The organism is Nioella aestuarii (genome assembly GCF_050896395.1).
GTDB classification, from domain to species: domain Bacteria; phylum Pseudomonadota; class Alphaproteobacteria; order Rhodobacterales; family Rhodobacteraceae; genus Nioella; species Nioella aestuarii.
In genome coordinates this window covers 42,978-55,946 of sequence record NZ_JBPBBA010000019.1, presented here as the reverse complement: position 1 = coordinate 55,946, position 12,969 = coordinate 42,978, and the positions used below count along the sequence as shown (strand labels likewise).

The following is a 12,969-nucleotide window of genomic DNA, read 5'->3' as shown; positions in this document are numbered from 1 at the left end:
CTGCATAAAGGTTATGAGCTTCGTTCGATTTAGAACGGCAAGGGCCGCCCGCGATCTGCACGGGCGGCCCTGTCATGTCTTGGCAGCCCTTGTGGCTTAGGCTTCGTTGATCAGCTGGCCCTTGGCCACAATCAGCAGTTCCGCCATCTTGGCGCGGATCTCATCTGCGGTGGCTTTGCCGTCCAGATCCGCTGCGACCTTGCGCACCACATCTTCGTGGCCCGCTTCCTCGAAATCGGACTTCACCACTTCGATGGCATAGGCATCGGCGTCAGAGCCGGTTTTGCCCATAATCTCCGCGGCCCACAGGCCAACCAGCTTGTTGCGGCGGGCTTCGGCGCGGAACACCATTTCGGCGTCATGGGCGAACTTGGCTTCGAACGCGTGTTCGCGGTCATCGAAGGTGGTCATCTTGGGCTCTCCTGACTCAGATGCATTTGTTGCTTTTCAAATAGGCCGGGCAGGGTGGGTCGCACAAGGGTGGATTGTGCGGCTGGAGGCCGCTGCTGAACGGTTTTTGTGCAGAAAACTGGACCGAATCGCCTCCTTGACCTCATATTAGCCCCATATAGCGACCCGATTTTACTCAGCCTTTTGCAGGAGAACCCGCCATGTTCAGATCTACAATAGCCGCCCTTTCGACGGCAATCATGCTGTCCGCATCCCCGGTTTTGGCCCAGGCAACAGTCGATGCGGTGCTAGGAGAGTATCTTCAGCCCCTGGGATTGGGCGAGTTTCAGGACCAGTTATGGCGCGGATACGAAGAAAACGGCTGGTTCGTTCTTCAGAACACCACGGATTCGGGCGCAATCCGCTATTATGAGATGCCGTTGCTGAACGACGACGGTACGCTGATCCTTCGCGCGAATGTTTATGCCCGCAATGATGACGGGCAAGGTGTGGCGGCGACCGGGCTGCTATATGACTTCGGCGAAGCCAATAGCACCTACATCGCCTTTCTGCTGACGGCGGATAATACGTTGATGGCGATCAACCGTGACGTCGAAACCATGGATGTGATCTATGGTGAAGCCGGCGACCCGGTGGGGCGCGGTGACGGATCGGACGTGCTGGAGGTGCGGATTAGCGGAACTCAGGCGCGGATGTATCTCAACGATGAGTTCTTTCGCAATTACGACCTGACGCACCGCCCCTTTAACAACCGCGCGGGTATAATCGCTGTCGGCAGCGGGCGGCTTGGCTTCTGGGGCTTTAGCGCGCAGTAAGGGCCGCTTCCCTTTCGATGGCCTTGGGCGTATACGCGCCTCAAACGGTGCCTGGGGCGCCGGGTGATGGATTCGGAGAAGACAAGCACATGGCACGGCGCAAAAAGGTCTACGAAGGCAAAGCGAAGATCCTGTATGAAGGCCCGGAACCGGGAACTCTGGTTCAGTACTTCAAGGATGACGCCACTGCCTTCAACGCCGAGAAGAAGGCGACCATCGAAGGCAAGGGCGTTCTGAACAACCGTTTGTCTGAATTCTTCATGAACGGGCTGAACAATATCGGCGTGCCGACCCATTTCATCCGCCGCATCAACATGCGCGAACAACTGATCCGCCAGGTCGAGATCATCCCGCTGGAAGTGATCGTGCGCAACTTCGCCGCCGGGTCGATGGCAAAGCGCCTGGGGATGGAAGAAGGCACACAGCTGCCGCGTCCGATCATCGAGTTTTCCTACAAGAACGACGAACTGGGCGATCCTCTGGTGCCCGAGGAATACATCATCGCATTTGGATGGGCCTCGCAGCAGGATCTCGACGATATCGTCGCGCTGGCCCTGCGGGTGAACGACTTCATGTCTGGCATGATGATGGGCGTCGGCATTCGTCTGGTCGATTTCAAGATCGAGATCGGCCGCGCCTGGGATGGCGATTTCATGCGGTTGATCGTAGCCGATGAAATCAGCCCCGACAGTTGCCGCCTGTGGGACATTGAGACCGGCCAGAAGCTGGACAAGGACGTGTTCCGCCGCGATCTGGGCAGCCTGACCGACGCGTACACGGAAGTGGCCCGTCGCCTTGGCGTGATGCCCACCAGCACCGGTCACGGTGGCAAGCCGACGCTGGTGAACTAAGCTGGCGAAATGAACCGATGCGCGCGTGATCAGCGCGCGCCGATTGAGTATTTGGACCAAGAAGAAAAGGGCAGGGGCGATGCGCGCAACCGTGACCGTAATGCTGAAACAAGGCGTTCTGGACCCGCAGGGCGAGGCCGTGCGCCACGCGCTTGGGGCTTTGGGCTTCGACGGCGTCGAGGGTGTCCGCCAGGGCAAGGTGATCGAGCTCGATCTGGCCGATGGCACCTCTGAGGACACGGTCAAGGCGATGTGCGAAAAACTGCTCGCCAATACGGTGATCGAGAGCTACTCGATCGCCATGGGCTGAACCTGATGCGGGCCGCGCAGCTGATCCAGCCCCGCACGGCCTTGCAGGTCACGGACCTGCCCGACCCGGAATGTCCGCCCGATGGGGTGGTGCTGGACGTGCTGGCCTGTGGCATCTGCCGGTCCGACTGGCATCTTTGGGGCGGGCATGAACCCGACGTGCCGCTGCCGCAGATCCCTGGACACGAATATTGCGGCGTGGTGTGCGAAGTTGGCCGCGAGGTCAGCCAGTGGCGGGTTGGTGACCGGGTCATTGCTCCCTTTATCCTGGCTTGTGGCACCTGCCCGGATTGTCGTGCCGGTCATCAGACTGTCTGTGCCACACAGATCATTCCCGGCTTCACCGCCCCAGGTGCTTTTGCCCAAAGGCTGGCGGTGGCGCGGGCGGATGCCAACCTGACCAGTCTGCCAGAGGGGATGGACCCCGCCCTTGCCGCCGCGCTTGGGTGCCGGGTCACGACCGCCTGGCACGCTTTGACGGGGCGTGCGGCGCTTCGTCCGGGGGAGTGGCTGGCAATCTGGGGAGTAGGCGGCATCGGCCTGGCCGCAGCCCTTATTGGCAAGGCGCTTGGCGCGCGTGTTGTCGTCGCGGACGTGGTGCAGGAAAAACTGGATCACGCGCGCGAACTTGGCATTGATGCAGCTGTCAACGCGGCCGGGGCCGATCCCGTGGGCGAGATCAGGGAAATCACCAAAGGCGGCGCAGATCTGGCGGTTGAGGCGCTCGGATTCGAAGTGACCACGATCAATGCCATGAAATCATTGCGAAAGCTTGGGCGCATGGTGCAAGTCGGAATGCCGGCCGGGGATCACGTCAATATGACGTTGCCATGGGATGCGGTCTATTCCGGGCAACTTGCCATCTACGGCACGCGCGGTATGCCGTCCTGGCGCTATCCCTCGCTGCTGTCGCTCATTGAAGGGGGTGCGCTGGACCTGACCCCGATGATTGCCCGCCGCGTGAGCCTGTCGGATGCCAGCGCCGAACTGGCCGCTTTTGACGGGCCGACCCCGCCTGGCGTGGCCGTGATCACCGATTTCACGCGATAGGCCCCTTTGCCCCCGCCCGCATTTGCGGTAAGGGGCGGATCAAGATCGCCACCCAAGGAAAGGTGCCCCCATGAAAGCTGCCGTCATCGTCTTCCCCGGTTCAAACTGCGACCGTGATCTGGCCGTGGCCTTCCGCAAGGCGGGGTTCTCGGTCGACATGGTTTGGCACAAGGATCCGACGCTGCCTGAGGGCGTCGATATCGTGGGCATTCCTGGCGGATTTTCCTTTGGCGACTACCTCCGCTGCGGGGCCATTGCCGGGCAATCGCCGGTCATGCAGGCGGTTGCGGCGCATGTGAACCGGGGCGGCTATGCCCTTGGCATCTGCAACGGTTTTCAGGTGCTTTGCGAAACCGGTTTGCTGCCCGGCGCGCTGATGCGCAATGCGGGGCTGAAATTCATCTGCCGGATGCAGACGCTTTCGGTCGAAACCAGCAACAGCGTGTTCACGCAAGGGTATGCCAAAGGTCAGCAGATCGACATCCCGCTGGCGCATCATGATGGCAACTATGTCATCGACGCGGACGGGCTGGCGGCGCTCAAGGCCGATGATCGCGTTGCCTTTCGCTATGTGGGCAACCCCAACGGCGCGACCGATGACATTGCAGGGGTGCTATCTGAAAACCGCCGGGTGCTTGGCATGATGCCCCACCCCGAACGGGTCGTCGACGCCAACCATGGCGGTACCGACGGGTGGGCGATGTTCACCGGGCTGTCACAGGCGCTTGTCGCAGCCTGACGGGCTTGAGGCTCTGCCGTCAAACCCCTAGATTTACTTCATGAACAGGCCGCTGCGTTCTGATGTGGCCCTGCGAGCATCGTCAGGGCGCCGTGCATGGATCTTGCGCGGTCTTCTGGTCGTGTTCCTGGCGGTTGCCGGGGTTGTCGTCTGGGTCTCTAACATCTGGCTCACAGACCGCTTTACCGAGACCACCCGCAACCGGGCGGAACTGCGGCTGGCGCTTTATTCCGGCTCGATCATCTCGGAACTTCAGCGCAATTCCGTCGTGCCGCTATTGTTGTCACGCGATCCCACTTTGGTGCGCGCTCTGTCCGTCGGAGAGTTTTCCACCACGTCGCAGCGGCTGATCTCTTACCGGGAGGAAATCGGCGCGGCCTCGATTGAGCTTCTGGATCGCGAAGGGCGTGTGGTGGCGGCGACAGACCGGCATCAGATCGGAGAACAACACCGCGATCAGCCTTATTTTGTTGAAGCGCAGCGATCGAACGACACGGTGTTCACGACCACGGAACTGGATACGGGCGCCTTTAATTTCACCTTCTCGCGGCGGGTCGAGGATGACTCTCTACTGCTCGGAGTTATCCTTGTTCGTGTCGATCTGGGGCGTCTTTCCGACCGCTGGCGCGGCACGTCAGAGGCGGTGTTCGTCGCCAATTCGGAAGGTCGGATCATCCTGTCGACGGAGCCGCGTTGGCGGGGCCGCAACGAAGCGGAAGCCGTCGCGGTGCAGTCGCCTGACAGTGCTATCGAGCGTGCGATCGAAGCGGCAGGGGACTGGGCGTTTGCCAATCCCGGACCATATTTCAGCGGCTCGTCTACTCTGAGACTTGAAAGTCGCATCCCGTTTCGGGGCTGGATGCTTGTTTCGTTCACGGCCTACGACTCGGTCCGGGAACGCGTGAACGGGGTCCTGGCGCTGGAGATCATGGGATTCGCGTTGTTTCTGGCGGCGGCGTTCTATTTGCTCAGTCGCAGGGCCAGGCTGCAATCGGTTGTCTTTCAACGGGAATCGGCGGAGCTTCGCCGGTTGAATGACCGGCTACAGCGGGAAATCGCCGAACGTCAGAAGGTCGAAAAGACCCTCGAAGAGGCGGAACAAAGCCTTGCCCAAAGCTCCAAACTCGCGGCGCTTGGCGAAATGTCTGCCGCGGTCAGCCACGAGCTGAACCAGCCCCTTGCGGCGATGAAGACCTACCTGGCCGGAGCCAAGCTGCTCTTGCAACGCCGACGGTCGGAAGAGGCGCTGTCCTCGTTCCAGCGGATCGACGATCTGATCGACCGGATGGGGGCCATCACAAGGCAGCTGAAATCCTATGCCAGAAAGGGCGGCGAGGCGTTTCAGGAGGTCGATATGCGCGAGGCGCTCAGCTCGGCCCTGACGATGATGGAACCGCAGCTTCGGAAGATGACGGTCGAGATCACACAGAGCATCCCGCGTCAGCCGGTACTGGTTATGGCCGACCGGCTGCGATTGGAGCAGGTGATCATCAACCTGCTGCGCAATGCTCTGGACGCAATGAAGGGCGAGGACGTGCGTGAACTGGACCTGATTGTTGCGGAGGGTGACGAGGTTGTGCTGACCGTGCGCGACAACGGACGGGGTATTGACGATCTCGACGCTTTGTTCGAGCCATTCTACACGACAAAGAAACCCGGCGACGGGGTGGGCCTCGGGCTCGCCATTTCGTCCGGCATCGTCAAGGATCTCGGCGGGCGGCTGACCGCGCGCAATGGGGATCAGGGCGGCGCCGTCTTCGAAGTGCGCCTGCCACGGGCAGATCACGGCAGCGCCGCCGCCGAGTAAATGAAACAGAGGAAGAGCCATGCGGATTGCAATCGTCGATGACGAACAGGACATGCGCCAGTCGATCAGCCAATGGCTGGCGCTGTCGGGCTTTCAGACCGAGACCTATGGCAGCGCCGAAGAGGCGCTGAAGAATATCGGCCCGGACTATTCCGGGGTTGTGGTCACCGACATCAAGATGCCGGGCATGGACGGCATGGCCTTTCTGAAACGCCTGATGGGCATGGACAGCAGCCTGCCGGTAATCATGATCACCGGTCATGGCGATGTGCCCATGGCGGTGGAGGCGATGCGGCTTGGGGCCTATGACTTCCTGGAAAAACCGTTCAACCCCGACCGGATGACCGAGCTTGCCAAGCGCGCAGGTCAGACCCGCCGTCTGACGCTCGACAACCGGGCGCTGCGCAAAGAGCTGTCGGATGGCACCGTTCTGATGCGCAAGCTGATTGGGTCTTCACCTGTGATGGAGCGGCTGCGCGAGGACATCTTGGATCTGGGTCAGGCGGATGGCCACGTTCTGATTACCGGGGAAACCGGCACCGGCAAGACTCTGGTGGCCCATGCGCTACATGCCGTGGGCCCGCGCGCGGGAAAGCCGCTGGTCTCGGTCGCCTGTGCGGCGCATGACGAGGCGGCGCTTGGCGCGATGCTGTTTGGCCCCGTGGGCGAGGGGCAGGACCTGCCCCTTATCGAGCAGGCGCGCGGGGGATCTTTGCTGTTGGAAGGGGTGGAGGCGTTGCCGCAGGCTCTTCAGGCACGGCTTTTGAAAACCATTGAGGACATGGGCACCCCTGCAGAGACCCGGATCGTTGCGATCTGCAACGCGCCGGACCCGGACACCGGCTGCGAACAGGCGCTGCGTCCTGATCTGTTCTATCGTCTTGCCGCCATGCGCATCGACCTGCCGCCGCTACGCGCGCGCGGTGAGGATATTCTGACGCTGTTCAATCGCTTTGGTGAGCAGTTCGCCGAAGAATACGGCACCGACGCGCCGCAGGTGACGGCACAGGAGGCCGCACAGCTGCTGCAAGCACCGTGGCCCGGCAACGTGCGCCAGCTGATCAATATCTCGGAGCGCGCGATCCTGCAGCAACGACGCGGATCGGGGTCGATTGCCTCGCTTCTGATGAGCGAAGGTGAGGAGACCGGATCGCAGATGAGCAGCGAGGGCAAGCCGCTTAAGGAATATGTAGAAGCGTTTGAGCGGATGCTGATCGACAACACCATGCGTCGCCATCGCGGATCTATCGCCAGCGTCATGGAAGAGCTGTGCCTGCCGCGCCGGACATTGAACGAGAAGATGGCCAAATACGGGCTCAGCAGGTCGGACTATCTCTGATAATTCGCCAGCAAGCTGGCGGACCGGGGGGCGTCGCTCTCAACCAACCCACAAGGGGGTGGCTTCGCCCGCCGCTTGGGCGCGGATGGCATGGCGTATTGAAAATCACAGCCATGGTGAGAGCTGAGAGGCTGCAGTGCCTTCGGCTTGAACATTTCGGCCAAGAACCAGAGCCACGGCTGGTTGCACCCGCAAATGGCGCCCTGCATGCAACCGTCAGATGACGAATTGCCATTGTAATCCCCCCGGAAGTGCCCTTAATGTCACAAATTGCAGGTCCGGTGTTTAAGGGCCTTGCGCAAAGTTTCTCTGACCGATCTCCGGCGCGCGAAAAAGCGGCGCGGTTTTCGGGAAGATCACCGGGGCCGGGATGGTCCTGACACAGAAATTGCCCGGGTTTCGGGCGAAATAACGGGTGGCAGGCGATGACCGGCCATCGGAGATAAACCGCGATGCAACGCGTGCGCAGAGTTGAGGGACGGCAAGGCAGGGCAGATGCCCGCGCCCCGTCCGGGTGCGCCGCCGCCGTCGCCCTTTCAGGACAGCTTGGATTCACGGGAAGCGCGCCACCTGGCGCGCCGATCCGGGGTTCATGTGCAAGGATCACATGGCTAAGAAAATGCTCATCGATGCCACGCACGCGGAAGAGACCCGCGTCGTCGTGGCTGACGGAAACAAGGTCGAGGAATTCGATTTCGAGTCACTGAACAAGCGGCAACTGGCAGGAAACATATATCTGGCAAAAGTCACGCGGGTCGAACCCTCGTTGCAGGCTGCCTTTGTGGATTATGGTGGCAACCGCCACGGATTCCTCGCTTTTTCGGAAATTCACCCCGATTACTACCAGATACCAACCGCCGATCGCGAAGCGCTGATCGCGGAGGAACAGGAATACGCCCGCGCTCAGGCCGAGGCTGAGGCGGATGCTGAAAACAGACCCAAGCGGTCGCGCCGTCGCCGTCGCAAGCCCGCAAACGGCAGCGAGACACAGGCCGCCGATAGCCGCAGCGATGCGGTGACCACGGGCGAGGTTGAGGGCGGCAAGCGCGGCTCTCCGTCCGGAATGGATGTGGTTGATCTGTCGTCTGACGAAGAGGAAACGACGCTGGTTGCACCGATGGCAGCCGATGCCCCCGACGCAGCCGAAAAGCCGCAGGACATATCGTCTGATGCAGAGTCCGACGCGTCAGTTGACGCAGCACCGGAGGAAGACACGCCAGCTGTCGAAGCCGTTGAAGCCCCTGCCGAAGCGGCAGACTCAGAGGCTGATGCCGATGATGGTGACGAGGCTGATACCAGCACCGAGGCTGCGGATGACGACAGCGCGGATGACGATAGCGATGCAGGCGATGACACCATCGCGGATGCCGCCGATGTTGACCCCAATATCTCGACCGTGGCCGATGATGATGACCACGAAGATATTCGTCCGGTGCGCAAGCCACGCCCACGCCGCTACAAGATTCAGGAAGTGGTCAAAGTTCGCCAGATCATGCTGGTGCAGGTCGTCAAAGAAGAGCGTGGCAACAAGGGCGCCGCGCTGACCACCTATCTGAGCCTTGCAGGCCGATATTGCGTTCTGATGCCCAACACCGCGCGTGGCGGTGGCATTTCCCGCAAGATCACCAATGCGGTGGACCGCAAGAAGCTTAAGGAAATCGCGGTGTCGCTCGACGTGCCGCAGGGCGCGGGGCTGATCGTGCGGACAGCCGGTGCCAAGCGCACCAAGTCCGAGATCAAGCGCGACTATGAATATCTGCAACGCCAGTGGGAACAGGTCCGCGATCTGACCCTGAAATCCATTGCACCGGCGGCGATCTATCAAGAAGGCGACCTGATCCACCGGTCGATCCGCGATCTCTATAACCGCGATATCGACGAGGTTCTGGTCGAGGGCGAGCGTGGCTACCGCCATGCCAAGGACTTCATGAAGATGATCATGCCGTCCCACGCCAAGAACGTGAAACACTACAACGAACCGATGCCGCTCTTTGCGCGCCATCAGGTCGAGGGTTATCTGGCCGACATGTTCAACCCGGTGGTGCAGCTGCGCTCGGGCGGGTACATCGTGATCGGTGTGACCGAGGCGCTGGTCGCCATTGATGTGAACTCTGGCCGCGCCACCAAGGAAGCGTCGATCGAGGACACGGCGACCAAGACCAACCTTGAGGCCGCCGAAGAGGTTGCCCGTCAGTTGCGCCTGCGCGATTTGGCCGGTCTGATCGTCATCGACTTCATCGACATGGATGAACGGCGCAACAACGCCGCCGTGGAAAAGCGTCTGAAGGACAAGTTGAAAACCGACCGCGCCCGTATCCAGGTGGGTCGTATCTCGGGCTTTGGCCTGTTGGAAATGAGCCGCCAGCGCCTGCGCCCCGGTATGCTTGAGGCAACGACGCAGCCCTGCCACGCCTGCCATGGCACCGGTTTGGTGCGTTCGGACGACAGTCTTGCGCTCAGCATTCTGCGCCAGTTGGAAGAGGAAGGCACGCGCCGCCGCTCGCGAGAGGTCCTGGTAACGGCGCCCGTGGGTATCGTGAACTTCATCATGAACGCCAAGCGCGAATACCTGGCCGAGATCGAGGCGCGCTATGGCATGTCGATCCGGATCGAAGCGGACCCGATGCTCGTGTCGCCGGATTTCAAGATTGAGAAGTTCAAGACAGCCACCCGTCGGGTTGCAGCAGCTGCCCCGGTCATCTCGATGGACAGCGCCTTGATGGACACCATCGCCGAAGAGGTTGCAGCCGAGGAGGCCGCCGAAGCGGTCCCCGAGGCGGAAGCGCCCGAGGCGACGGATGATCAGCCCAAGAAAAAGCGCCGTCGCCGTCGTGGCGGGCGCGGGCGCCGCAAGACGGACAATGGTGAAAACGGCGAAAACGGCGAGAACGGTGAGAACCGTGAAGCAGAACAGGCGGAAGCCGAGTCCGTGACTGCCGAAGGCACCGCACCTGCGGACGCGCCGGCAGAGGTCGTGGCAGAGGTTGCCGCCGAGGCACCAGCCGAAGCTGAGACGCCAGCACCGGCAGCCGAGGAAAAGCCCAAGCGCAAGCCACGCACCCGCCGCAAGAAGAAGGTCGAGGAACCCGTGGTTGCGGAGGCTGAAGCGCCATCCGCGGACGCGGAAACCCCGGCAGAGCCGGACGCTGCGCCTGAAGTGGAGACCCCGGCGCAAGTGGCTGAAACTGATGCTGCGGCGGAAGAGACAGCGCCAGAGGCTCCGGCAGAAGTGGAATCGCCAGAGGAAGCAGCCGCCCCGCAGGAAGAACCTGCCGCTGCACCGGAGCCAGAGGTTGAAACAACCCAGGCAGCCGCCGTGGCAGAGGAAGAGGCAACCCCGGAGGCAGAACCTGTCGTATCCGAGGCAGAGCCTGAACCCGCTGCGGCAGTGGCGAACGACACGCTTGATGACGATCGCCCGAAAAAACGCGGTTGGTGGTCAATGGGCTGATCCAGCCCTGATCCGACGCAATCAAAAAGCCCCGGGGATGACCCGGGGCTTTCTGCTTAGAATAGCTAGGAAGCGTCAGTTGGTCTGGGACCGGATTTCCGCCGCCAAAGCTGCCATGCCCTCATAAGGCAGGTAGCCACGCAGCAGCTGGTCGTTCATCACGAAAGTCGGCGTACCAGAGATTTGCAGCACCCCGGCCAATGCGTGGTTCGCGGCAATCACCTGGTCCACTTCTGGCGCATCCATGCCCGCAAGAATAACGTCGGCATCAAGCTCCAGCCCTTCGGCCAGTCGGCGCAGGCTGTCCTCGGTCACTTCGGCGCGCATCTGCATCAGCGCCACATGCACCAGTTCGTAGGCATCGTCGCCGATGTTCTGGCGCGTCGAGATGGCAAAGCGCGAGGCCATGACGGATTCGTCGCCAAGGATCGGGAATTCCTTGACGATGTAACGGATATTGCCGTCAGAGGAGATCAGCCGTTCCACATCGGGCTGTGCTCGGCGGCAATAGCCGCAACGATAATCCATGAACTCGACCAGCACGATATCGCCATCCGGGTTGCCGCCTTCCCAGTCAAACTGGCTGTCGAAAAGCGCCTCGGCATTGGCCAGCACCATGGCCTGATCCTGAACGGTTTCAGCCTGAGCCTGACGTTCTTCCAGGACGGCGATCGCCTCCAGCAGCACCTCGGGATGCTCCAGCAGGTAGTCACGGACTTCTGCACGGAATGTGGCGCGCTCGGCATCGCTCATGTCGGCGATCCCATCCGCGGCCAGCGGCGCGGCGGTCAGGGCCGCGGCAAAAGCCAGCGCGGCGGGGGCAAATCTCTTCATGTCTATCTCCGGTTCAAGACGGTTTGGGCAACACCTAGCACATCCTGCGCCCGCAGCCACCCCGGGCTGCCTTGTGGCAGAAGGCCCGAGGCGCGGTTAGCGTGGATCTGGGCATCATCAAAGCGCCCCTGAAGGGCGTATCGTTCGGCTGTCGCGACCGAGGCCATGCCATTCTGGCCAAGCCGGGCATGGGCAAGGCCAAGGTCGCGCAGCAGGCGCGGGTTGAACGGGTCACGGGCGCGGGCGCGGTTCAGCACCTCCAGCGCCTGCCGGTTGCCCGAGGCGGTGTCAGCGGCCAAAAGCGCCCGGCCATATCCCGCAAGGATCAGCGGTTCGCGCGGTGCAAGCTCGACAGCCCTGGCATAGGCCGCGACCGCATTGGCATAAAGCCGGGATTCATACAGGATCTGACCGCGCAGCTCATGATAATAGGGGTCGTTGGGGCGCATCGCGACCAGCGCGTCGACCTCTGCCATGGCGCGGTCGGTATCGGGCTGTCGGTGATAGGCGATGGCGCGGCGCAGGCGGGCGATTTCGGAAGTGTCGTTGCGTCCGACCCGGCGCAGGGTCCAGCCGGGAGCGCGTAAAAACGCGGTCAGCTTGCCGGACATGCGCTGGAACCAGTACATGGATGTATTGTCCGGCTCGCCCCCTTCGTGACCGGCCACCAGTGCACGCACGGCGCGCAGGCGTTCGCGTGTCATCGGGTGGGTCAGCAGGTACGGATCCTGACGACCAACCGACAGCGCCTCTTGCCCGCGAAAGATATCCAGTACGTCCAGCATCGCAGTCGGATCCACTCCGGCCGTAATCATGAAGCGGATGCCAGCGGTGTCGGCGCTGGCCTCTTCCGCGCGGGTATGGGCGAAAAGCACGCGCTGTGCCGCCGCGGTGGTGCCAGCAAGGACGCCGAAACCGGCAGAGGAATCGCCGGTAGCCACGCCCGCCGCAACCCCAAGCAGCAGCCCGATGCGCGCCACCGTATTGGCATGGCCCACATTGGCTGCGCGCCGTGTGAAATGACCGCTGGCGATATGGGCGGCTTCGTGGGCAATGACCGCCTGAACTTGTGCCGGTTCTTCCAGCCGCATCAGCAGGCCGGAATGAATGAAGATATGGTTGGTATCCACGACGAAGGCGTTCAGCGAGCTGTCATTGACAACGATGATCCGCACCGAACTGGGCAAACCCGCCGCCCGCAGAATGGGCGCGGCGAGGGCCTGTAGCCCGTGTTCGATCTCGGCATCGCGGATGATGCTTTGCGCCTGCGCGGCCATGGTGGACAGGAACAGGATCAGGGCCGTTAGGCGGGCGAGAAGTGACATTGACCTTCCTGTCTTTGACTGGTTCAACCTTTGCCAGC

At 61.9% G+C, this 12,969-nt stretch carries 11 protein-coding genes; 8 read left to right on the top strand and 3 right to left on the bottom strand.

What is annotated here, in order from left to right; genetic code table 11:
* Positions 1-96 precede the first annotated feature (96 nt).
* On the bottom strand, positions 97-411 hold the full coding sequence (locus tag ACROHD_RS12125; RefSeq protein WP_432678153.1) for a DUF1476 domain-containing protein: 315 nt from the start codon (positions 409-411) through the stop codon (positions 97-99).
* A gap of 200 nt (positions 412-611) precedes the next feature.
* Between ACROHD_RS12125 and ACROHD_RS12120 the strand changes: the two genes are divergently transcribed.
* The 8 genes from ACROHD_RS12120 to ACROHD_RS12085 all read left to right on the top strand — a co-directional run bounded on the left by ACROHD_RS12120 (position 612) and on the right by ACROHD_RS12085 (position 10,772).
* The gene (locus ACROHD_RS12120) at positions 612-1,226 is read left to right on the top strand and encodes a hypothetical protein (protein ID WP_432678152.1); all 615 of its coding nucleotides are present in this window, start codon (positions 612-614) and stop codon (positions 1,224-1,226) included.
* 89 nt (positions 1,227-1,315) lie between these two features.
* Positions 1,316-2,077, top strand: a complete 762-nt coding sequence (purC, locus tag ACROHD_RS12115; protein WP_432678151.1) for a phosphoribosylaminoimidazolesuccinocarboxamide synthase — start codon at positions 1,316-1,318, stop codon at positions 2,075-2,077.
* Positions 2,078-2,156: 79 nt separating this feature from the next.
* A complete protein-coding gene (gene purS / locus ACROHD_RS12110; protein WP_432678150.1) occupies positions 2,157-2,387 on the top strand; it encodes a phosphoribosylformylglycinamidine synthase subunit PurS in 231 nt (76 codons plus the stop codon).
* A gap of 5 nt (positions 2,388-2,392) precedes the next feature.
* Complete coding sequence (locus ACROHD_RS12105; protein WP_432678172.1) at positions 2,393-3,436, top strand: zinc-dependent alcohol dehydrogenase family protein; 1,044 nt, start codon at positions 2,393-2,395, stop codon at positions 3,434-3,436.
* Between the two features lie 70 nt (positions 3,437-3,506).
* Entirely contained in the window at positions 3,507-4,175 is a 669-nt protein-coding gene (purQ, locus tag ACROHD_RS12100; RefSeq protein ID WP_432678149.1) for a phosphoribosylformylglycinamidine synthase subunit PurQ, read from the top strand.
* 40 nt (positions 4,176-4,215) lie between these two features.
* Positions 4,216-5,982, top strand: a complete 1,767-nt coding sequence (locus ACROHD_RS12095; RefSeq protein ID WP_432678148.1) for a sensor histidine kinase — start codon at positions 4,216-4,218, stop codon at positions 5,980-5,982.
* A gap of 19 nt (positions 5,983-6,001) precedes the next feature.
* A complete protein-coding gene (locus ACROHD_RS12090; RefSeq protein WP_432678146.1) occupies positions 6,002-7,321 on the top strand; it encodes a sigma-54-dependent transcriptional regulator in 1,320 nt (439 codons plus the stop codon).
* A 607-nt stretch (positions 7,322-7,928) separates the two neighbouring features.
* Positions 7,929-10,772: an Rne/Rng family ribonuclease gene (locus tag ACROHD_RS12085; RefSeq protein WP_432678145.1), complete on the top strand. Its 2,844-nt coding sequence runs from the start codon at positions 7,929-7,931 to the stop codon at positions 10,770-10,772.
* Between the two features lie 75 nt (positions 10,773-10,847).
* On the opposite strand, the gene ACROHD_RS12080 is transcribed toward ACROHD_RS12085, so the two are convergent.
* Both ACROHD_RS12080 and ACROHD_RS12075 read right to left on the bottom strand, forming a co-directional pair.
* Positions 10,848-11,606, bottom strand: a complete 759-nt coding sequence (locus ACROHD_RS12080; protein WP_432678143.1) for a DsbA family protein — start codon at positions 11,604-11,606, stop codon at positions 10,848-10,850.
* A gap of 2 nt (positions 11,607-11,608) precedes the next feature.
* A complete protein-coding gene (locus ACROHD_RS12075; RefSeq protein ID WP_432678142.1) occupies positions 11,609-12,931 on the bottom strand; it encodes a M48 family metalloprotease in 1,323 nt (440 codons plus the stop codon).
* Between the last annotated feature and the right edge of the window lie 38 nt (positions 12,932-12,969).